Source organism: Allobosea lathyri, assembly GCF_900108245.1.
Classification (GTDB): domain Bacteria; phylum Pseudomonadota; class Alphaproteobacteria; order Rhizobiales; family Beijerinckiaceae; genus Allobosea; species Allobosea lathyri.
On sequence record NZ_FNUY01000006.1, the window covers coordinates 281,909 to 303,234 of the forward strand.

Consider the following 21,326-nt stretch of genomic DNA (forward strand, 5'->3'; position numbering starts at 1 on the left):
CATGCAGAAGCTCTCCGTTCAGGCGCCGCGAAGCGTCGTGATGATCCGCCCGCAGCATTTCAGCCCCAATCCGGCGACTGCGGAGGACAATGCCTTCCAGGCCAATGATGCGCTGCGCACGGCGGCTGCCATCGCCACTGCCGCCCATGGCGAGGTCACGCAGGCGGCCAAGCGGCTGGAGGCGGCCGGTGTCACCGTCCATCTCTTCGAGGACGAGAGCAGGGCGACACCCGATTCGGTCTTCCCGAACAATTGGTTCTCGACCCATTCGGGCGGGCATGTCGCGCTCTATCCGATGTTCTCGCCGAGCCGGCGCAAGGAGCGCAGGCAGGACGTGATCGAGATGCTGAAGCATCGCTATCGCGTGCAGGACGTGATCGACTATTCCGGGCTCGAACAGGACGGCGTGTATCTCGAAGGCACTGGCGCGATGGTGCTCGACCATATCGAGCGCGTGGCCTATGCGGCGCGCTCGAACCGTACCAATGAGGTCGCGCTGGAGCGGTTCTGCACGCATTTCAACTTCGAGCCGGTGGTGTTCGATGCGGTCGATGCCGAGAGCCGGCCGATCTACCACACCAATGTGCTGATGTGCATCGGCACGGATTTCTGCCTGATCGGCCTTGCGACCATTCGCGACGCCGCGCGCCGGGCCGAGATCGCGGAGCGTCTTGCCGAGACGGGGCGAACCATCATCGATCTCAGCCATGAACAGATCGGCGACTTCGCCGGCAATGCGATCGAACTGCAGGGCAGGGACGGGCGCGTCGTGGCGTTGTCGTCGCGGGCGCTTGGGGCGTTGCGGCCCGATCAGGTTGCGGCGCTGGAGCGCTCCGTGACGCTGCTGCCGCTGAATGTGGCAACCATCGAGCTCGCCGGCGGCTCGGTTCGCTGCATGCTCGCCGGCATCCACCTTGCGGCGCGTGGAGCGCTCAAGGCATCCGGCGCGAACCCCGCGGAGGCGGCGCTTCTCAGCGCTCCGTGATCTTGAACTCGATCCGGCGGTTGCGCCTGTAGGCGTCGTCATTATTGGCGACGTCGAGCGGCTGGAACTCGCCGAAGCCGGTTGCCGCGATGCGATCGGCAGGCAGGCCGCGCGTGATCAGGTATTCGACCACCGCGATGGCGCGGGCAGCCGAGAGGCTCCAGTTCGAGGGGAATTGCGGCGAGCGGATCGGGCGGTTGTCGGTATGGCCGTCGACGCGCAGGATCCAGGGAATGTCGGGCGGCATCTCGCGGCCGAGATCGACGAGGACGGTGGCCAGCTTGTCGAGCTCCGCGCGACCTTCCGGCTTCAGCACGGCCTGTCCGACATCGAAGAAGACCTCGGACTGGAAGACGAAGCGGTCTCCGACGACGCGGATGTCGGGGCGCGTGCCGAGCACCTGACGCAGGCGGCCGAAGAAGTCGGAGCGATAGCGCGCCAGTTCCTGCACGCGCTGGGCCAGGGCCACGTTGAGCCGCGAGCCGAGTTCGGAAATACGGGTCTGCGATTCCTTGTCCTTGGCCTCGGAGGCGTTGAGAGCCTCCTCAAGCGCAGCCAGCTGGCGGCGCATCGCGATGATCTGCTGGTTGACGAAATCGACCGCCGCCTGCGCGCGCGCCGAGAGCTGCTTTTCGGTGTCGAGCGCCTTCTGGGTCTCGGCGAGTTGGGCCGGGCCGTTGCTGGCCTGCGAATCGAGCATGCCTTGAATGCGGCCGCGCTCGCCCTGCTCACGCGTCAGCGACGATTGCAGCAGGGTCAGGCTTTCCTGCGCCTGCCGGTTCGATGAGCGCTCAAGCGCCAGCAGGTCGGTCAGTTCCGAAATCTGGCGGTTGAGCCGCTCAAGCGCCGAATCCTTGCCGGTCAGCTCCTGCGAGAGGAAGAACTGGCCGAGCACGAAGACCGAAAGCAGGAAGACGATGCCGATCAGCATCGTCGACAGCGCGTCGACGAAGCCGGGCCAGAAATTCGTTTCCTCGCGGCGATGGGCGCGGGAGAGGGCCATGGCGGTTCAGGCTCCTGCGGATCGGGGCGGCTGGGTCGCGGGCTGGATCATGGCTCCCTGACGTTGTCGGCAGCAAGACGCTCGATCAGGCGCTTCATGTCCTTTTCGCGGGAGGCCTGTGCCTCGACCCAGTCGCGGATGAGCTGCTGCTCCGAGCGCATGTGCTGGACGAGGCCCTGAATGCCTTCGGCCAGATTGGCGAGCGCCTGCGTCGCCGCGCGATTATTGGCGCCGCCTTCGGCCATGGCGGCGCTGAGCTTGTCGAAGCGGTCGTTGAGCGGGTCGCCATGCGCCAGCGGCTGGAAGGCGGTGACCGGCGTCGCGGTGCGTGACCCCAGCCAGCTTTCGAGCTCGTTGCGGAACCGCCGCTGCGCCTGCCCGACCTGCAGATCGAGGAAGCCCAGGATCAGCGAGCCGGCGATGCCGAAGAGCGAGGACGAGAACGACAGGCCCATGCCGGCGAGCGGGGCGGCGAGGCCGGCCTTGAGCTCGTCGAAGAGGACGCCGGCCTCTGCGCCCGTGCGCAGGCTCTTGATGACGTTGCCGATGGAGCCGACCGTGTCGAGCAGGCCCCAGAACGTGCCGAGCAGGCCGAGGAAGACGAGCAGGCCGGCGAGATAGTGCAACACCTCGCGCCCGTCATCGAGCCGCACCGCGACCGATTCGAGCACCGTGACGGCCTGTGCCGGGGCGAGGGTTCCGCGGTCGAGCTCCGGAAGGATGGGGCCCAGCGGCGCGATGATCTGGCCGCGCTCGATCTCCGCCTGCGCCGGGGCGGCCGCCAGCCGCGTCGCGGCGCGGGCTTCGCTGTGGAGGCGCCAGAATTCGCGCAGCGCGATCAGCACGCCGACGAAGAGCGAGCCGAGAATCAGGCCGTTCAGGCCCGGATTGGTCATGAAGGCGGTGGCCAGCCCGCCCTGCAGGATGAATCCGAGGAAGCCGATCAAAGCGAGGAAGAGCAGCGCCCGGACGAGATAGCGCAGCGGACGCGAGAAGCGGGTTTCCTCCCGCGTGGGCGCGACCGTTACCGGTTCGGTCGCCAGAGCCTCATTCGCCATGCTTCGTCTTCCATTCGCCCCAGAGCACGATGCCGAAAAGCGGAAACCGGTTTTCGATCGACATCATGCCCTAATTTGCCGTCGCAAGGGAGACTGTCGCCTCCCATGCCGTCAGGATCAAGCGTGAAAGATCAGAGATATATGTCAGCCGACTGACTTCAGGGCGGCGCGCAGCGCCTGCTCGCCCACTTCGTTGCCGCAGATGATGTCACGCGCAGCAGTCGGCTGCTTGCCGTCAAGCGTGCCGAAGGTGCCGCCGGCCTCGCGGATCATCACGGCGCCGGCCGCGAAATCCCAGGTGTTGAGGCCGCGCTCCCAATAGGCGTCCATGCGGCCCGCCGCGACATAGGCGATGTCGAGCGCGGCTGCACCCATGCGGCGGACATTGGCGAAACGCGGCATGACCGCGCCGAGTTCGTGCAGGAAGAGCGGGTGGCCGCCCTTGCCGATATGGGGCACGCCCATGCCGATCAGCATGTCGGCAGGCTCGTTGCGGCCGGAGACGCGCATGCGGCGGTTGTTGACATAGGCGCCCTTGCCCTTCTCGGCCATGAACAGCTCGTCCTTGGCGGCGTCGTAGATCACGCCGGCGATGAACTGGTTGTCGCGCTCCAGCGCCACCGAGATGTTCCAGTGCGGGATGCCGCGCAGGAAGTTGTGGGTGCCGTCGAGCGGGTCGATATGCCAGCGGTTGCTCTCGTCGGTGCCGGGGACGACGCCGCTCTCTTCCATGACGAAGCCATAGCCCGGGCGAGCCTTCTCCAGCGCGGCGCGGATGATCTCCTCGGCCTTGTGATCGGCCTTGGAGACGAAATCGCCGGGGCCCTTGGCAAGAACCTGCAGGTTTTCGACCTCGCCGAAATCGCGCTTGAGTGAGCGGGACGCCTTCATCACGGCGTCGGTCATCACGGTCATCAGGGGGGAGCGGATCATCTTAACCTCATGCGCGTCGGGCGCGATGCTTGAAAGGGCCGGCTTGTCCTCTCGAAGCCCTCATCCCGAGGAGCAAGTCGAGACGCTGCTTCGCGGCTCCTCAGGATGAGGGCTGAGGATATCAGCCAAAGAGTTCTGTCGTCACTTGCTCGGCTGGCTCGGCGTAGTCAAGGCGGCGCCTTCGATCCGGTTTGCCGCGAGCAGCGCCGCGCGGCGTTGCTGCTCGGGGTTGAGCCGGTCGAAAAGCTGGTCGAGCGAGGGATCGTCGAGGCCCTGCGAGCGGGCCGCGAGATGCCAGGCCGCCGCCTCGATCGAGTCGGGCGGGATGCCGCGCCCGGACTGGTAGAGGCGCGCGATACGGTTCTGTGCGATCGGATTGCCCTTGCCGGCGGCGCGCAGGAAGAGCTTGGCCGCCGCGGTCTCGTCCTTGGCTGTGCCGGTGCCGTTGAACAGCATGATCGCGTATTCGACTTCGGCCGGCACGCTGCCGATGCGGCTGGCCCTGGCCATCCATTCGGCGGCCTTCGCGTCGCTCTGCGGCATGCCGCGCCCCTGCTTGGCGAGAATGCCGAGCGCATGCATGGCGTCGCCGAGATTGGCGCTGGCGGCGATCTCGAGGCTGGCGACGGCCCGCTTGTCGTCGTCGGGCTGTCCCGTCGCCAGCAGGGCCAGCGCGAGGTTGTAGTTGGCTGCCGGGTGCCCGGCTGCGGCCGCCTTCTCCAGCAGGGCGCCGGCGCGTGCGGGATCGCGCTTGCCGCTGCGCTCGTCGAGCAGGACGGTCGCCAGCGCGAAGGCGGCGTTGATGTCGCCGCGCGCCTCGGCTCGCTCATACCATTCGGTGGCGATCCTCTGGTTTTCGGGCACGCCGAGGCCCAGCCGGTAGATCTCGCCGAGCAGGGTCATGGCGGCCGCATCGTTGCTGTCGGCCTCGACACGTTTCAACGCTTCGCTCAGGGCGCGGCGATAATGCCCCGCCTGATAGGCGCCATAGGCGTAGTCGGGGGCAGGCTCGGCCAGAGCAGGCGCAGCCAGAACCGGCGCGGCCAGAACCGGCGCGGCGAAGAGCAGGCCGGCGAGCACGAGGCCGCGGCGGACCAACCTCATCGCGCCGATTTCCGGGCGGCGCGGGCAGCGATCGCGGCATTGGCCTGGGCGACGAGGCCGCGCAGATCCTGCTCCTCGTCGAAGGCCCAGGCCCCGAGCGCGATGAATTCGGCGCCAGTCTCGACGAGCGGGCCGATGGAATCGGCATCGGGCGCATAGGCGACGCAAGGCGTCTCGAAGATCTCGGCCCACCAGCCGGCACGCTCGATCACGGCCGGCAAGGGCGGGATCGAACCGTCGGGGCGCGGCTCGCCGAACATGACGTAGTCGACGCCGGCCTCGCCCATATCCATCGCGTCATGGCGGGCGCGCAGGCCGCCTGCGCCGATGATGCGTTCGTTCTTCAGGCTGGAGCGGGCCTCGGCGATGCCTTCGGGACCGCTGGTCAGGTGCACGCCGTCGGCGCCACCGCGCGTCGCGACCAAAGCGGACGCTTCGACCACGAGAGCGACATTGCCCGACTGGACTGGGCCCGCGAGGCGCTTGACTCGCTCGATGCGGCTGCGCTCGTCGCCATCGGCAAGGCGCAGCACGATCGCGGCGATATCGCCGCCGGCCATGGCCTGCATCAGGCGAAACGCCATCGCCTCGGCATCCGAGACCGGCGGGGTTACGAGCATCAGGCGGGTGGGTGTGGGATGTGTCGTCATGATCTTGCGCGCAAACGGCCCGCCAGCGCGTCCAATGTCAAGACGCTGAGACCGGCGACCAGGCTCCAGAAGGCGGAACCTACTCCAAAAAGCGAGAGACTGGATGCAGCAACCGCAAAGGCGATGACCGCGGCGAAGCGTTCCCTGTCCGACGACATGGCCTGGCCGAGCGCGCCCGTCAGCGAACCGACGAGGCCCAGGCCGGCGACCGCGACGATCAGCGCCTTGGGCAACGCCAGCAGCAGCGCGATCAGCAGCCCGGTGCAGCCGGCAATGACGAGGTAGGAGAAGCCGTAGATCACGCCCGCTTTCCAGCGCTGCGCCGGGTCGGGATGGGTGTCGCCGCCGGTGCAGATCGAGGCGCTGATCGCCGCCATGTTGGACATATGCGCGCCGAAGGGAGCGGTTACCAGCGAGGCGAACCCGGTAGCGAAGAGGGCTGGTGCCGTCGGCGGGCTGTAGCCGGCGGCCCGGAGCACGGCAAAGCCCGGCAGGTTCTGGGCGGCCATGGTGACGAGATAGAGCGGGACGCCGATGCCGAGCATGGCGGCAATACCGAAGCGCGGCGTGACGAATTCGAGGCCGGTCAGCACGACCTCTCCGGCCGGCCAGTGGGCGAGCCCGCCAAGGAAGCTGATGGCGATCCCCGTTATCAGCGCCGCGATGACGCCGAGGAAGGGGTTGAAGAGCCGCGCGACGAGGAAGACCGCCAGCAAGGGCAGCACCATCAGCGGCGAGGCCCGCATCTCGTCGAAGACGGCGGCGACGAAGCGGAAGATCACGCCCGCCAGCATGGCGGACGCGATCGGCATCGGGATGCGCTCGATCAGCGCGCCGAGCGGCCGGAAGGCAGCCGTCAGCATCATCAGCACGGCGGCGAGGAGGAAGGCGCCGACCGCCGAGGCCATGTCGAAGCCGCTCGCTGCGGCAATCAGCGCCGCGCCCGGCGTCGACCAGGCACAGATCATCGGCATGCGGTAGCGCCAGGACAGCCAGATGCTCGGCAGGGCGGTGCCAATGGCGAGTGCGGCGACCCATGACACGGTTTGGGCCGGCGTCGCACCCAACGCCTGCGCCGCGGACAAGATGACGGCAACGGAGGCGGCGAAGCCGACGAAGACCGCGACCAGCGCTGAGAAGACAATCGACATGACGGCTCTTGAGGCGGGATCTTGCGGCGGGCGCTTGCGACGGGATGGCTAGCCGACTGGGGACGGCCGGATGGTGCACCCTTCAATCAGAAATCGTACTGCCCCGGAAGGCCCGCGCGGGAGGCATCGGCATGTCGCGCTTGCCGGTCACCCCGCGTTGCCTGTCACATCGCGCTTGCCTGTCACGGCTCCGTCAACGCCACGGCCTAGCTTTCGATTTCGTCCAATTCGAATCTGATGCAAGCGCCGGGAGCATGAGCATGAACGAAGACACCTCCTACGAATCGACCTTCGGCGCCAGCATGCTGGAGCATGAGGACGCTGCGCCGCAGAACCCGACCGAGAATCCGACGATGGGCGAATTGATCGGGCAGCGCTTTTCGCGCCGTGGCCTGCTCAAGGGCGCGCTCGCCGTCTCGGCGATTTCGGCGACGGTCGGCACGGTCGCGCTGGCGACGGCGGACGAGGCGCAGGCCACCGGCAAGGGCTCGGCCTTCTCGTTCAAGGAAGTCGCGGTCGGCGTCGACGCCAATCATCATGTTGCCGAGGGCTATGACGCCGATGTGCTGCTGCGCTGGGGCGATCCGCTGTTTCCCGACGCGCCGGAGTTCGATCCTGCCAGGCAGACGCCGGAAGCTCAGGCCAGGCAGTTCGGCTACAACAATGATTATGTCGGCTATACGCCGCTGCCGGGTGCTGCCGACCCTTCGGCTCATGGCCTGCTCTTCGTCAACCATGAATACACCAACCCGCACCTGATGTTCCCCGGCGTCGTCGAGATCAAGGACGGCAAGTCGGTGATGAAGAGCGCCACCAAGGAGCGCGCTGCGATCGAGATGATGGCGCATGGCGCGACCGTCGCCGAAATCCGCAAGACCAATGGCAAATGGGCGCTGGTCAAGGATTCGAAATACAACCGCCGCATCACTGTCGCGACCGAGATGCAGCTGTCGGGCCCTGTCGCGGGCGCCGACCGCGTCAAGACCAATGCCGATCCGAGCGGCAGGAAAGTGTTCGGCACGATCAACAACTGCGCCGGCGGCCTGACGCCCTGGGGTACCTTTGTCACCGGCGAGGAGAATTTCCATGGCTATTTCTCCGGCACGCTGCCGGAGGGGCACAAGGAAGCCGCCAACTACAAGCGTCTGGCGTTGCCGTCGCCGCCCTATGCCTGGGGGCGTTTCGAGGAGCGCTTCGACATCGGCAAGGAGCCGAATGAGGCGAATCGTTTCGGCTGGATCGTCGAGGTCGACCCGCAGGACCCCAATTCGATCCCGAAGAAGCGCACCGCGCTCGGCCGTTTCAAGCATGAGGGCGCCGAGAGCATCGTCGCCAAGGACGGGCGTGTCGTGTTCTATCTCGGCGACGATGAGCGCTTCGACTATGTCTACAAATTCGTGACGGCTGGCCGGTTCGATCCGAACAACCGCGCGGCCAATATGGATCTGATGGATTCCGGCACGCTCCACGTCGCGAAATTCAGCGCCGATGGTTCGGTCGAATGGTTGCCGCTGGTGTTCGGCCAGGGGCCGCTCACGGCGGCCAATGGTTTCGCTGGCCAGGCCGACGTGCTGATCGAGACCCGCCGCGCCGGTGACCTGCTGGGCGCGACGAAGATGGACCGGCCCGAGGATGTGCAGCCCAACGGCGTCACCGGCCGCGTCTATGTCATGCTCACCAACAATACGAGCCGCACGGATGCGCAGCTTGATGCCGCCAATCCGCGCGCCAAGAACGCCTTTGGCCATATCATCGAGATCGTCGAGGATGGCGGCGATTTCACCGCGACCAAGGGCAAATGGGAAATCCTGCTGAAATGCGGGGATCCCTCCGTTGCAGCTGTCGGCGCGACCTTCTCGACCGAGACCAGCAAGAATGGCTGGTTCGGCATGCCCGACAATTGCGCGATCGATTCCGGCGGCCGACTCTGGGTCTCGACCGACGGCAACAACATCCAGGAGACCGGACGTACCGATGGGCTCTGGGCGGTCGACACGCAAGGCGAGGCGCGGCAGACCTCGAAGCTGTTCTACCGCGTGCCACATGGCGCGGAACTCTGCGGCCCCTGTTTTGCGCCCGACGACACCACGGCTTTCGTGGCCGTCCAGCATCCCGGCGATGACGGCCCTGACTGGCCGGCATTCGGCCGCCGCTCCTATTACGAGGACCTTTCGACACGCTGGCCCGATTTCAAGCCGGACATGCCGGTGCGGCCGTCTGTGGTGGCGATCACCAAGAAGGGCGGCGGCAAGATCGGCGTTTGAGGCGCTCAGCCGTCGCGGCCGGATATGATCCGGCCAACTTCCAAAAAAGAAAATGCCCGGCCAAAAGCCGGGCGTTTTCATCTTCGGTCTGTACCGCTCTCGCCGTCATGCTCGCCCTTGTGGCGAGTATCCACGTCTTCAACACTGCGCTCGGCAAAGATGCGGATGGCCGGGACAAGCCCGACCATGACGGAGTGCGCTTTTGGTCGGCCTCAAGCCGCCTTCTGCGTGCCGAAGGTCGGATCGAGCTCGCCCTTGGCGTAGCGCTTCGCCATTTCGGCTGTCGTCGCAATGCGCTTGATCTTGCTGGCCTGGCCCGCGGTGTTGAATTCCTTGAGGCGCAGGGTGCAGAGCTTGGTCATCGCTTCCATGGCGGGCTTCAGGTATTTGCGCGGATCGAACTCGCCGGGGTTCTCGGAGAGGATCTTCCGGATCTGGCCGGTCATCGCCATGCGGTTGTCGGTGTCGATATTGATCTTGCGGACACCGTGCTTGATGCCGCGCTGGATTTCCTCGACCGGCACGCCCCAGGTCTGGGGCATCTTGCCGCCATACTGGTTGATGATGTCCTGGAGGTCCTGCGGGACGCTCGATGAGCCGTGCATGACGAGGTGCATGTTCGGCAGCTTGGCGTGAATCTCCTCGATGATGTTCATCGCCAGGATCGCGCCATCGGGCTTGCGGGTGAACTTGTAGGCGCCATGCGAGGTGCCCATGGCGATGGCGAGCGCATCGACCTTGGTCTCGGCGACGAATTTCACAGCCTCTTCCGGGTTCGTCAGGAGCTGGTCGTGGGAGAGCTTGCCCTCGAAGCCGTGGCCGTCCTCCTTCTCGCCTTCGCCTGATTCGAGCGAGCCGAGCACGCCGAGTTCACCCTCGACCGAGATGCCGCCGAGATGGGCCATCTCCGTCACAGTCCTGGTCACGCCGACATTGTAGTCCCAGTCGCCCGGCGTCTTGCCGTCGGCCTTGAGCGAGCCGTCCATCATGACCGAGGTGAAGCCGGCCTGGATCGCGGTCATGCAGGTCGCCGGCTCGTTGCCGTGGTCGAGATGCACGCAGACGGGGATGTGAGGATAGATCTCGGTGACCGCGTCCATCATGTGCTTGAGCATGATGTCGTTGGCGTAGGAGCGCGCGCCGCGCGAGGCCTGGATGATCACAGGCGCGTCGGTGGCATCGGCCGCCGCCATGATCGCCAGCGCCTGCTCCATATTGTTGATGTTGAAGGCGGGGACGCCGTAATCGTTCTCGGCGGCATGGTCGAGCAATTGGCGAAGCGTGATGCGGGCCATGTTTCTGTCCTCTCCAAAAAATGAAATCTGTGCTGCTGCCGCGATTTTGGACTGATCGACCGTGTCAGCCAAGCCCGATCGCAAATCCGGTCGCGGGCCGGCTTTGCCAGCCCGCAGGCAAGGTCGATGCCGATCAGCGCTGCCGCAATGCTTCCACGCCCGGCAGCGCCTTGCCTTCCATCCACTCCAGGAAGGCGCCGCCCGCTGTCGAGACATAGGTCAGGTCGGCTGCGACGCCGGCATGGTTCATCGCCGCGACGGTGTCGCCGCCGCCGGCGACGGCCACGAGCTGGCCTGCCTTGACGCGCTTGGCCGCGGCCTTGGCGACCGTGACGGTGGCGGTGTCGAAGGGCGGCAGCTCGAAGGCGCCGAACGGTCCGTTCCAGACCAGCGTCTTGACATGGTCGAGCTTGAGCACGACCTCGGCGACGCTGATCGGGCCGGCGTCGAGGATCATCTCGTCGGCCTCCACGCCCGTGACAGGCACGATGCGATGGCCGGGATGAGCCTTGAATTCGCGGGCCGCGAGCGCGTCGACCGGCAGCATGATCTCGCAGCCGGCGGCCTTGGCCTTCTCCTCGATCTCGCGGGCCGTCGCGACAAGATCATGCTCGCAGAGCGACTTGCCGACATTGATGCCGCGCGCGGCCAGGAAGGTGTTGGCCATGCCGCCACCGATGGCGAGCACATCGACTTTTTTCACGAGGTTGCCGAGCAGATCGAGCTTGGTCGAGACTTTTGCGCCGCCGACGATCGCCATGACCGGGCGGGCGGGATTGTCGAGGCCGGCCGAGAGCGCTTCCAGCTCGGCCTGCATCGAGCGGCCGGCGAAGGCCGGCAGGACGTGGGCGAGGCCTTCCGTCGAGGCATGGGCGCGGTGGGCGGCGGAGAAGGCGTCGTTGACGAAGAGGTCGCCATTGGCGGCGAGCGCCTTGACGAAATCGGGATCGTTCTTTTCGTCGCCCGCGTGGAAGCGGGTGTTCTCGAGGAGCAGGACCTCGCCGTTCTTGGCCGCCGAGACCGCCTTGGCGACGTCCTCTCCGATGCAGTCGTCGACGAAAGTGACCGGCTGGCCCAGCGCATGCGCCAGGGCGATCGCGACCGGCCTCAGGCTGTCCTTGGCGTCGCGACCCTTGGGCCGGCCGAAATGCGCGAGAAGGACGACCTTGCCACCCTTGCCGGAGATTTCGCGGATGGTCGGCAGGACGCGGTCGATGCGCGTGGTGTCGGTGATCTTGCCGTCTTCCATGGGCACGTTGAGATCGACACGGACAAGCGCGCGCTTGCCCGCGAGATCGGCGTCATCAAGCGTCCTGAAGCTCATCGCGACAGCAGCCCCGGAAACAGGCCGGGCACGCCGAATTTCAGCACCAGGATGGTCAGGATCACGGTCAGCACAGCGGTGATGATCGACGTGGTGAACAGCGTCGCGGCGCGGGGCGTGGCGTCGACGCGCTCGCGCAGCGATGCGATTTCGCCGCGGATCGACGCGAAGTCCATCGTGCCGGCGGCGGCATCGACCTTGTGGGCGCTGCGCTCGAGCGAGGCTTCGGCGCGGGTCAGCACGGCCTCGTAGCGGGCGAACTTCTCCTCGATGCGCGCGGCCTTCTCCTCGATGCGGGAGAGCTGGTCGAGCTTGCGGGGTTCGCCGGCCGGCGTTGCTTCTGCGGATACGACGGTGAATGCGGCCTGGGAGGGAGCGGCGGCGGTGGGCGATGCGACGAGGGTCGGCTCGGAGTTTGCCGGGCTTGCGACTGTCGGCTCGATCTTGGCCATTTGGATTCCCGTTCCTGCAAGGTCAACATGAAAAGCCGCGCCCGGTTAGGCGCGGCTTTGTTACAAGGCGATGTCAGATAAGCTTGGCCATCGCGACCGCGGTATCGCTCATGCGGTTCGAGAAGCCCCACTCATTGTCGTACCAGGCGACCACACTGACGAACTTGTCGTCCATGACCTTGGTCTGGTCGAGCGCGAAGGTCGACGAGGCTGGATCGTGGTTGAAGTCGATCGAGACGTTCGGCTGGTCGGTGACGGCGAGGATGCCCTTGAGCGCGCCGCGCTTGCTCGCCTTGACGATGGCGTCGTTGATCTTCTCGACCGTCGTCTTGCGCTTGGCGATGAACTTGAAGTCCACCATCGAGACGTTGGGGGTGGGCACGCGCACCGAGGAACCGTCGAGACGGCCCTTGAGCTCGGGGATGACGAGGCCGATCGCCTTGGCAGCGCCCGTCGAGGTCGGGATCATCGAGAGCGCGGCGGCGCGGCCCCGGTAGAGATCCTTATGCATCGTATCGAGCGTCGGCTGGTCGCCCGTATAGGCATGGATCGTCGTCATGAAGCCCTTGTCGATGCCGACAGCGTCATGGAGCACGCGCACGACAGGCGCGAGGCAGTTCGTCGTGCAGGACGCGTTGGAGACGACGATATGGTCCTTGGTCAGCGCGCCGTCATTGACGCCGAACACGACCGTCAGGTCGGCGCCGTCGCAGGGGGCCGAGACTAGCACGCGCTTGGCGCCGGCCACGAGGTGAGCGGCAGCCTTGTCGCGGGTGGTGAAGATGCCGGTGCATTCGAAGGCGATGTCGACGCCCAGCGCCTTGTGCGGCAGATCCTTGGGATCGCGGATGGCGGTGACCTTGATCGGCCCGCGGCCGACATCGATCGTATCCCCGGAGACCGTCACCGTGCCGGGGAAGCGGCCATGGACGGAGTCGAAGCGGAAGAGATGCGCGTTGGTCTCGACCGGGCCGAGATCGTTGATCGCCACGACCTCGATATCCTTGCGCTTCGACTCGATGATCGCGCGCAGAACGTTGCGCCCGATGCGGCCGAAGCCGTTGATCGCCACCTTGACCGTCATCTCAATCCTCTCCTTCGCCTAGCTCTCGGCGCAGATGCGCCATTCACGCGGGCAATTCGGCCAAAGGATGGCCGAACGCAAGCAAAAACCGTCATTGCGAGGAGCGTAAGCGACGAAGCAATCCAGGGGCGGCAGAGCTCCACGTCCCTCTGAGTTGCTTCGCGGAGCCTGTCCTTGGGCTTGCCAAAGGCAAGACCCGAGGGCTCGCAATGACGGCGTGTCAGCCGTTATGGCGCTTCATCGCCGCTTCGACCACTGCGTCCGGCGTGATGCCGAAATGCTTGTAGACGTCCTTGTAGGGGCCGCTGGCGCCGAAGGAGTGCATGCCGACGAAGCCGCCATCATGGCCGATAACCGCATCCCAACCGAAGCGGACGCCGGCCTCGATTGCTATCTTGACCGGCGCGTTGCCGATGACCGCGCCTTGCGTCGCTTCGTCCTGCAGCAGCAGAAGTTCGAGCGAGGGAACCGAGACGACGCGGGCGCGGACGCCCTTTTCCGACAGCAGCTTGCGGGCAGCGACGGCGATCTCGAGTTCCGAGCCGGAGGCGAAGAGCGAGACCTGGGCCTTGCCGCCCTCGGCCGCCAGCAATTCGTAGCCGCCCTTGGCCGAGCGGTTGGTCGTGGTCGCGTCAGTGCGAAGCTGCGGCAGGTTCTGGCGCGACAGGGCCAGCACCGTCGGGCCGCTGGTGTGCTCAAGGGCGAACTGCCAGGCTTCGGCGGTCTCGATCGCGTCGGCCGGGCGGAAGACGCGCATGTTCGGCATGGCGCGCAAGCTGGCGATCTGCTCGACCGGCTGATGCGTCGGGCCGTCCTCGCCGAGGCCGATCGAGTCATGGGTCATGACATAGACCACCGGCAGGCCCATCAGGGCGGCAAGCCGCATCGAGGGGCGGGCATAGTCGGCAAAGACGAGGAAGGTGCCGCCGGCGGTGCGGAAACCGCCATGCAGGGTGATGCCGTTCATGGCCGCGGCCATGCCGTGCTCGCGGATGCCGTAGCGGACATAGCGGCCCTTGGGCGTCTTGGGCGTGAAATCCTCGGCGTGGCTGGTGCGCGTGTTGTTGGACGGCGTCAGATCGGCCGAGCCCATCACAACCTCCGGCATCACCGGCAGGATGACCTCGAGCGCCAGTTCGGAAGCCTTGCGGGTCGCGACCGTGACGGGGCTGGCGATCAGCGCCTTCTTGTGGGCGAGGATCGCCTTGTCGAGCTTGACCGGGACCTTGTGGCCGAGGCGGCGGTCGAACTCGGCGCGCTTGCGCTCGGAGAGCGCATCGAAGCGGGACTGCCAGTCCTTATGCGAGGCTGCGCCGGCCGCGCCGAAGCCGCGCCAGGCCTTGAGCACGTCGGCTGCGACCTCGAAGGGGCCGCCGGTGATGCCCAGCGCCTTCTTGGCGGCGGCGAGTTCTTCGGCGCCCAGCGGCTCGCCATGGGCCTTGGAGGTGCCGGCCTTCTTGGGCGCACCGAAACCGATGACGGTCTTGCAGGCGATCATGGTCGGCTTGTTGGATTTCTGCGCGCGGCGGATCGCGGCCTCGATGGCCTCGGGATCATGGCCGTCGACGCGCTCCGAGCGCCAGCCGCAGGCCTTGAAGCGCGCGACCTGATCGACAGAATCCGAAATCGAGAGCGGACCGTCGATCGAGATGCCGTTATCGTCCCACATCACGATCAGCTTGTTCAGCTTGTGATGGCCGGCGAGCGCGATTGCTTCCTGGCTGATGCCTTCCATTAGGTCGCCATCGGATGCCAGCACATAGGTATGGTGGTCGACGACCTTCTTGCCGAATTCGGCGGCGAGCATGCGCTCGGCCATGGCCATTCCGACGGAGGTCGCGAGACCCTGGCCGAGCGGGCCGGTGGTGGTCTCGACGCCGGTCGTCATGAAGTTTTCCGGATGGCCCGGCGTCTTGGAGTCGAGCTGGCGGAACTTCTTGAGGTCGGCCAGCTCCATGCCGGGCGTGCCGGTGAGATAGAGCAGGGCGTAAAGCAGCATCGAACCGTGGCCGGCCGAGAGCACGAAACGGTCGCGGTCAGGCCAATGCGGCGCGGCGGCATCGTAGTTCATGATGCGCGTGAACAGCACGGCGGCGACATCGGCTGCGCCCATCGGCAGGCCGGGATGGCCCGACTTCGCCTGTTCGACGCCGTCCATGGCCAGCGAGCGGATGGCGTTGGCGAGCTTGTCGTGCAAGGCGCGATCGATCGGGGCGCGTTCGGTCGGGGTCGTGGTCATGGTGATCTCAGGCTCCGTCTGGCGGAAGGGACGAGGCCGCGGCCAAATCCTGCGCAACATGGCAGGCCGACGACGGTCCGATTCTGGGTGCCGCTTACATGGCTTCGAATGGTGGCTCGATTAGGCCGCTCGCTCCATGGGAGTCAATTCGGTCGCCACAGCTTCCTTGGCAGCTTCTTTCCGCGGCACACGGCCGGTGGACGCGGCTTTCCGCAAGCCAGCCGTCAGCAATCGCGGGCAAGCCCTTGGGATCGGGCGGCATCTGGCGATGTCGATTCCTGTTTTCGCGCGATTTGCAGTAGGGTCGCGAATCGTGTGAGCCGGCTTCGATCTGAAGGAGAGCGACGGTGGCGAGCTTGATGCTGGATAATGCGCTGGCGCGCCTTGATGGGGCGCTGGGACAGTTGGAGGCCGCGGCGCGGCGGCGTGTCGAGGCGGAGCGCGGTCGGGCCAATCTCGATACCGAACTCGCGCTGATGCAGGACGACCGGGCGCGGCTGGCCGCCGAACTCGACGGCGCCATGGCGCGACTGGGCCATGTCGAGACCGCCGCGGCGGATGTCGACCAGCGCCTGGAGCGGGCGATGAACGTGATCGGCGCCGTGATCGCGCGCGCCCAGCCGCAGCCGGACGAGCCCGAGCCCGGCCCCCCCGAACACTGAGCGGAGAACACGATGCCGCAAGTCAATGTCATGATCGCCGGCAAGGCCTACCGCATGGCCTGCGGGGAGGGCGAGGAGCCGCATCTCGAAGGCCTGGCCAAGCTCTATGACGGCAAGATCGAGGAAATGCGCCAGGCCTTCGGCGAGATCGGCGACATGCGGCTGCATGTCATGGCGGCGCTGATGGTCGCCGACGAGGTTTCCGAGCTGAGGCAGCGCATAGGGCGGCTGGAGGCGGAACTCGCCGCAGTCCAGGGCGATGCGGGAGCGACCGACCAGCGCCTCACCGAGGTCGAGGACAAGGCGGCCGAAGCGCTGGTGGCCGCGGCCGAGCGCATCGAGGGGGTGGCGCGCAGCCTGATCCCGAGCCCGGTGGGGTGAGATATCGTCTCAAACCGCAGCCCTCAGCACCGCAGCCCTCATCTTGGGAGCCGCGAAGCGGCGTCTCGAAGGATGCTTCAATAGGCTCTCGAACCGTCTGGACCATCCTTCGAGACGCGCCTGCGGCGCTCCTCAGGATGAGGGCTGAGGGATCAGGATGATGACCGAGGTAAATGTGAACAGTCGCCGGAGAGCCACTGGCGCTTTGCCGGCGCGCATCTTACATTGGCGATGCGGGGCTGCCTGGTGCGTGCGAGAACTGTATTCCCGGGCCCATACGACTCCCTAGGGAGCTGTCCCTGACCGGGTCCCTGGACCCGGACACACGGCGCCCACCTACTTTAGTAGGTGTCCCGGGATCGAAATCTTCACGGCCAAGGTGGCTCCGCACTCTGCCTCATGACAAACGCTCCATCCGACAGCGCTCAACAGCAAAAGTCCGGTCTGCGGAATGCCGCGCTGGCGCGTCGCGACGCGCTCGAGATCGACGACCGGCTCGAGTGGGACCCCGCGATCACGGAGCGGGTGCTTGCAGTCCTTTCGCGCCACTCCAGCCCTGATCCTGAGGAGCCACGCAGTGGCGTCTCGAAGGATGCTCGAGATGGTTCCGGAGCGTCCTGGAGCATCCTTCAAGACGCGCCTGTCGGTGCTCCTCAGGATGAGGGCTCGGGCAGGGTCGCTGTCCAAGGTCCGGTTTCCGCCTATTGGCCGATGCGCTCCGAGGCCGATCCGCGCCCTGTTCTCGAGGTGCTGCACGCGAGCGGCTTGTCGCTCTGCCTGCCGGCAATCGTCGAAAAGCGCATGATCTTTCGGCGCTGGGCGCCCTGGGAGCCGATCGTGCCCGGTGGTTTCGGTACGCTGGTTCCGGAGCCGCAGCAGCCGCAGGTCAACCCCGCCATCCTGATCGTCCCGCTCGCGGCCTTCGACCGGCGCGGTTATCGCATCGGCTACGGCAAGGGCTATTACGACCGCGCCTTGTCCGAACTTCGGGCCTTGTCCGAACTTGGCCCGGTGGTCAGCATCGGCATCGGTTATTCCGCCCAGGAGATCGAGGCAGTGCCCGACGAGGCGCATGACCAGCGGCTCGACTGGATCGTGACCGAGCGCGAGACCATTCACTGTACATGATGTTGGCGCCTGGTCGATCTTGGCACCTGATCGCCACGGCGTCGGTTGATTCCTGAACGCATTCGCGCGACGGAAGGGGCGTCACAGCCCTCGGAACAGTTTTCATGCGTTTTCTATTTCTCGGCGATATCGTCGGCCGCCCCGGGCGGATCGCGGTGCAGGAGCGTCTGCCTGGCTTGCGCCAGGCCTGGGAACTCGATTGCGTCGTCATCAATGGCGAGAATTCGGCCGGCGGTTTCGGCATCACCGAGGCGATCTGCGACGAATTGCTCGCGGCGGGCGCCGATGTCGTCACGCTCGGCAACCACTCCTGGGACCAGCGCGAGGCGCTGGTCTTCATCGAGCGCCAGCAGCGGCTGATCCGGCCGGCGAACTATCCTCCGGGCACGCCGGGTCGCGGCGCGGCGGTGGTCGAGGCGAGGAACGGCGCGCGCGTGCTTGTCGTCAACGTCATGGGCCGGCTCTACATGGATGCGCTCGACGACCCTTTCGCCGCCGTGGAGCGCGAATTATCGGCCTGCCCGCTGGGCGAGGTCGCCGATGCCGTCATCGTCGACGTTCATGCCGAGGCGACCAGCGAGAAGCAGGCGATGGGCTATTTCCTCGACGGACGCGCCAGCCTCGTCGTCGGCACGCATACGCATGCGCCGACCTCCGACACCCGCATCCTGGCGGGCGGTACGGCCTATCAGTCCGATGCCGGCATGTGCGGTGATTACGATTCAGTACTCGGCATGCAGAAGGACGAGCCGGTCCGGCGCTTCCTGCAGAAGACGCCGGGCGCCCGGCTCGAGCCAGCGACCGGCGAGGGTACGCTGTCGGGCGTCGCCGTCGAGATCGACGATGCCACCGGGCTCGCCAAGGCGGTCTGGCCGGTCAGGATCGGGCCCCATCTCATCGAAGCGGTGCCGACGCCCTGGGTTCGCGACTAGAGCATCGGCCCGAAAAGTGGAACGCGGTTTTCGGAAAAAGTCGATGCTATAGACTCCGGCCGACGCTCCGATCGTCCCCGGAGGCCTGCCTCAGGCGGTGCGGCTTTGCTGCACCAGAGTGTCGAAGGCGCCCGCCAGCGTCGAGGCTTCCTTGACGAGCTCGCCGGCGACGTCGAGCACATCGGTCACGCTGCTGCCGGCGGCCTGAGCCATTTCGCTGACATCGCAGACCGTCTGCGCCACCTGCAGGGTGCCGGCGGCTGCGAGATCGACGCTGCGGGCGATCTCCTGCGTGGCGGCGCGCTGTTCGTCGAGAGCGCCTGCGACCGCAGTCGTGGTCTCATGCATCTGCCGGACGAAGCCGACAATGCTCTCGATAGCGTCCACGGCCTCGCGGGTCGCAGCCTGCATGGCCGGGACCTGTGCCGCGATCTCGTCGGTCGCCTGCGCGGTGCGCGCCGAGAGCTGCTTCACCTCGGTGGCGACCACGGCAAAGCCACGCCCGGATTCGCCGGCACGGGCAGCCTCGATGGTGGCGTTGAGCGCGAGCAGGTTGGTCTGGTTGGCGATCGTGCGGATGATGTCGACGACCGAGCCGATGGTCTGCGCCGAGCGGGCCAGGCTCTTGACGATGATGTCGGTCTTGAGGGCGGCCGCATTGGCGTCATGAGCCATCGTGGCGGCGCGTGCGACCTCGACGGCGACGTGATCGAGCGAGGCCGAGAGTTCCCCGGTGGCGGCGGCGACGCTTTGCACATTCATCGAGGCGTCGTCGGAGGCGCGCGCCGCCGCGACGGCCTCGGAGCCGGTGTCCTGGACGAGGCCGTTCATGGTCCCGGCCATCGCCTCGACCTTGTTGGCCCCGGCCGTCACGGCGCCGACGACCTTGTGCACGGTGGTCTGGAAGGCGGTGATCTCGGCATGGGTGCGCTCGCGGCTCTGGCGCTGCACATCCGCGTAGGTTTCGAGCAGCAATTCGAGATCGAGCGCGGCGGCCTTGTTGAGCGCCGTCCGTGTCGCGATGCGCCGGTTCAGCTCCCTGCGCTGCCAGAAGCTGCTGACCTTTCGCAGCGAATCGCGGTCGAGCCCCAGCTCGGCGCCGAGATGATTGGTGACCACGGCGTGGCAGATCGCGACCGCGTAGACGGGGACGCCGTGACGATGAAAGGCCGACGCCAGGCGCCGGGCCGATTCCATGAAGCCCTCCTGCAGATCTCCCGACGCCAGCCTGATCCAATGCGCCAGTCGCAGTTCATGAACCTCCGGCAGCCTGAGGGCGCGCGCGGTCTCGGGCCAGGGGGCGAATTCGCCGTGAAGCTCTTCCAGCAGGCGCGGCAGCCGCGCGCGGGCGAACTCGGCCTGCCGCTGCAGCATGGCGATGTCGTCGGGGCGGATCTGAAACGCCCGGAAGCGCAGCTCCTGCTCCGCGATCTGATTGTTGGGCATCGTTGTCATGAAAACCTGAGAGCGCGTGGAGCCAGGGTCTGACGCCATGGCCCGATCCGGACTGTGCGGGCATGTGGCAAAGAATGACTTAATGGAGGGTATCCATTCGGGGGCCGAGGCAGCACGATGGCGCTGCCGCTCGCAAGGCAACGGCTTGCCTGCCAGCGAAAGCGGCGCCTATAAGGCCGCTCTGTCCATTTCGCGCGGCTGATGCCGCCATGGGCGGCAACCCACTGACGCAAAGACCAGAGGCTGAAATCCCATGGCCGGCCATTCCCAATTCAAGAACATCATGCACCGCAAGGGCAAGCAGGACGCCGTGCGCGCCAAGCTGTTCTCGAAACTGGGTCGTGAAATCACCGTCGCCGCCAAGATGGGCATGCCCGATCCCAACATGAACCCGCGCCTGCGCATGGCCGTTCTGGCCGCGCGTGCGGAAAACATGCCCAAGGACAACATCCAGCGCGCCATCAACAAGGCGGCCGGCGGCGAGGGCGATAATTACGACGAGGTCCGCTACGAGGGCTACGGTCCCGGCGGGGCTGCCGTCATCGTCGAGGCGCTGACCGACAATCGCAACCGCACCGCCTCGGCCGTGCGCTCCTATTTCACCAAGTCCGGCGGAGCGATGGGCGAGAGCAATTCGGTCTCGTTCATGTTCAACCGCGTCGGCGAGATCAGCTACCCCGTCGAAGCCGGCGATGCCGACAAGATCATGGAAGCGGCGATCGAGGCCGGGGCCGACGACGTCATCAGCGACGAGAACGGCCACACCATCCTGTGCGCCTTCGATGCGCTGAACGAGGTTTCCAAGGCGCTCGAAGCGGCGCTGGGCGCGCCGGCTTCCGCCAAGCCGGTCTGGCGGCCCACGACGACCGCCCCTCTCGACGAGGAGAAGGCTGCGTCGATGATGCGGCTGATGGAAGCCCTCGACAACGACGACGACGTGCAGAACGTCTTCGCCAATTTCGAGATCGCCGACGAGATCATGGCGAAGATGAGCGCCTGAGCTCCCTTCTATCCCCTCAGCCCTCATCCTGAGGAGCCGCGAAGCGGCGTCTCGAAGGATGCTTCGGGAGCCTGCTGGACCATCCTTCGAGACGCGCCTGCGGCGTCCTCAGGATGAGGGCTGAGCAGGATGAGGGCTGAGAGTGTCTGGGCACGGCGTGCCGCGCCGCGGTTCTGTCCGTCATTGCGAGCGCAGCGAAGCCATCCAGACTGAAGCGCTCTGCCGC

General features: G+C 66.4%; 19 protein-coding genes and 1 other RNA gene. 8 read left to right on the top strand and 12 right to left on the bottom strand.

All coding sequences use genetic code 11. From position 1 onward, the window contains the following. The first annotated feature begins 1 nt into the window (after nucleotide 1). Nucleotides 2-985 carry a citrulline utilization hydrolase CtlX gene (ctlX, locus tag C4S73_RS16175; protein WP_103873539.1) on the top strand — a complete coding sequence of 328 codons (984 nt, stop codon included), beginning with the start codon at nucleotides 2-4 and terminating at the stop codon, nucleotides 983-985. Here ctlX and C4S73_RS16180 read toward each other — a convergent pair. The 6 genes from C4S73_RS16180 to C4S73_RS16205 form a co-directional block, all read right to left on the bottom strand. After that, nucleotides 972-1,988 carry a peptidoglycan -binding protein gene (locus tag C4S73_RS16180; RefSeq protein WP_103873540.1) on the bottom strand — a complete coding sequence of 339 codons (1,017 nt, stop codon included), beginning with the start codon at nucleotides 1,986-1,988 and terminating at the stop codon, nucleotides 972-974. The two genes, ctlX and C4S73_RS16180, sit on opposite strands and share 14 nt — an antisense overlap. Before the next feature lie 47 nt (nucleotides 1,989-2,035). After that, nucleotides 2,036-3,046 (bottom strand): flagellar motor protein MotA, encoded by a 1,011-nt coding sequence (locus tag C4S73_RS16185; protein WP_244595625.1) that lies wholly within the window; start codon nucleotides 3,044-3,046, stop codon nucleotides 2,036-2,038. Nucleotides 3,047-3,190: 144 nt separating this feature from the next. Then, nucleotides 3,191-3,979: an inositol monophosphatase family protein gene (locus C4S73_RS16190; protein WP_103873541.1), complete on the bottom strand. Its 789-nt coding sequence runs from the start codon at nucleotides 3,977-3,979 to the stop codon at nucleotides 3,191-3,193. Nucleotides 3,980-4,120: 141 nt separating this feature from the next. Continuing rightward, a complete protein-coding gene (locus tag C4S73_RS16195; RefSeq protein ID WP_103873542.1) occupies nucleotides 4,121-5,083 on the bottom strand; it encodes a tetratricopeptide repeat protein in 963 nt (320 codons plus the stop codon). Next, entirely contained in the window at nucleotides 5,080-5,733 is a 654-nt protein-coding gene (locus C4S73_RS16200; RefSeq protein WP_103873543.1) for a thiamine phosphate synthase, read from the bottom strand. Before C4S73_RS16200 ends, C4S73_RS16195 begins: the two co-directional genes overlap by 4 nt. Continuing rightward, a complete protein-coding gene (locus tag C4S73_RS16205) occupies nucleotides 5,730-6,884 on the bottom strand; it encodes a benzoate/H(+) symporter BenE family transporter (protein ID WP_103873544.1) in 1,155 nt (384 codons plus the stop codon). Before C4S73_RS16205 ends, C4S73_RS16200 begins: the two co-directional genes overlap by 4 nt. A 260-nt stretch (nucleotides 6,885-7,144) precedes the next feature. Here C4S73_RS16205 and C4S73_RS16210 point away from each other — a divergent pair, with 260 nt between their 5' ends. Next, nucleotides 7,145-9,148 carry a PhoX family protein gene (locus C4S73_RS16210; protein ID WP_103873626.1) on the top strand — a complete coding sequence of 668 codons (2,004 nt, stop codon included), beginning with the start codon at nucleotides 7,145-7,147 and terminating at the stop codon, nucleotides 9,146-9,148. A gap of 212 nt (nucleotides 9,149-9,360) precedes the next feature. Here C4S73_RS16210 and fba read toward each other — a convergent pair whose 3' ends face one another. From fba to tkt, 5 genes are all read right to left on the bottom strand, one after another. After that, on the bottom strand, nucleotides 9,361-10,443 hold the full coding sequence (gene fba / locus C4S73_RS16215) for a class II fructose-bisphosphate aldolase (RefSeq protein ID WP_103873545.1): 1,083 nt from the start codon (nucleotides 10,441-10,443) through the stop codon (nucleotides 9,361-9,363). Nucleotides 10,444-10,576: 133 nt separating this feature from the next. Next, nucleotides 10,577-11,767 carry a phosphoglycerate kinase gene (locus C4S73_RS16220; protein ID WP_103873546.1) on the bottom strand — a complete coding sequence of 397 codons (1,191 nt, stop codon included), beginning with the start codon at nucleotides 11,765-11,767 and terminating at the stop codon, nucleotides 10,577-10,579. Further along, nucleotides 11,764-12,219: a hypothetical protein gene (locus C4S73_RS16225; RefSeq protein WP_103873547.1), complete on the bottom strand. Its 456-nt coding sequence runs from the start codon at nucleotides 12,217-12,219 to the stop codon at nucleotides 11,764-11,766. The genes C4S73_RS16220 and C4S73_RS16225 overlap by 4 nt, the downstream gene beginning before the upstream one ends. A gap of 73 nt (nucleotides 12,220-12,292) precedes the next feature. Further along, the gene (gap, locus tag C4S73_RS16230; protein WP_103873548.1) at nucleotides 12,293-13,303 is read right to left on the bottom strand and encodes a type I glyceraldehyde-3-phosphate dehydrogenase; all 1,011 of its coding nucleotides are present in this window, start codon (nucleotides 13,301-13,303) and stop codon (nucleotides 12,293-12,295) included. A 220-nt stretch (nucleotides 13,304-13,523) separates the two neighbouring features. Beyond that, nucleotides 13,524-15,542: a transketolase gene (gene tkt / locus C4S73_RS16235; RefSeq protein WP_103873549.1), complete on the bottom strand. Its 2,019-nt coding sequence runs from the start codon at nucleotides 15,540-15,542 to the stop codon at nucleotides 13,524-13,526. Between the two features lie 347 nt (nucleotides 15,543-15,889). On the opposite strand from tkt, the gene C4S73_RS16240 reads away from it, so the two are divergent. The 5 genes from C4S73_RS16240 (at nucleotide 15,890) to C4S73_RS16260 (ending at nucleotide 18,645) form a co-directional block, all read left to right on the top strand. Continuing rightward, nucleotides 15,890-16,204: a DUF4164 family protein gene (locus C4S73_RS16240; protein ID WP_244595626.1), complete on the top strand. Its 315-nt coding sequence runs from the start codon at nucleotides 15,890-15,892 to the stop codon at nucleotides 16,202-16,204. Nucleotides 16,205-16,216: 12 nt separating this feature from the next. Continuing rightward, complete coding sequence (locus tag C4S73_RS16245) at nucleotides 16,217-16,585, top strand: cell division protein ZapA (RefSeq protein WP_103873551.1); 369 nt, start codon at nucleotides 16,217-16,219, stop codon at nucleotides 16,583-16,585. 233 nt (nucleotides 16,586-16,818) lie between these two features. Then, nucleotides 16,819-16,975: non-coding RNA, 6S RNA (gene ssrS, locus C4S73_RS16250), on the top strand. A 9-nt stretch (nucleotides 16,976-16,984) separates the two neighbouring features. Beyond that, nucleotides 16,985-17,713 carry a 5-formyltetrahydrofolate cyclo-ligase gene (locus C4S73_RS16255; RefSeq protein WP_103873552.1) on the top strand — a complete coding sequence of 243 codons (729 nt, stop codon included), beginning with the start codon at nucleotides 16,985-16,987 and terminating at the stop codon, nucleotides 17,711-17,713. 104 nt (nucleotides 17,714-17,817) lie between these two features. After that, a complete protein-coding gene (locus tag C4S73_RS16260) occupies nucleotides 17,818-18,645 on the top strand; it encodes a TIGR00282 family metallophosphoesterase (protein WP_103873553.1) in 828 nt (275 codons plus the stop codon). 90 nt (nucleotides 18,646-18,735) lie between these two features. On the opposite strand, the gene C4S73_RS16265 is transcribed toward C4S73_RS16260, so the two are convergent. Continuing rightward, nucleotides 18,736-20,139 (bottom strand): globin-coupled sensor protein, encoded by a 1,404-nt coding sequence (locus C4S73_RS16265; protein ID WP_103873554.1) that lies wholly within the window; start codon nucleotides 20,137-20,139, stop codon nucleotides 18,736-18,738. 214 nt (nucleotides 20,140-20,353) lie between these two features. Here C4S73_RS16265 and C4S73_RS16270 point away from each other — a divergent pair, with 214 nt between their 5' ends. Next, on the top strand, nucleotides 20,354-21,100 hold the full coding sequence (locus C4S73_RS16270; RefSeq protein WP_103873555.1) for a YebC/PmpR family DNA-binding transcriptional regulator: 747 nt from the start codon (nucleotides 20,354-20,356) through the stop codon (nucleotides 21,098-21,100). The last annotated feature ends 226 nt before the right edge of the window (nucleotides 21,101-21,326 follow it).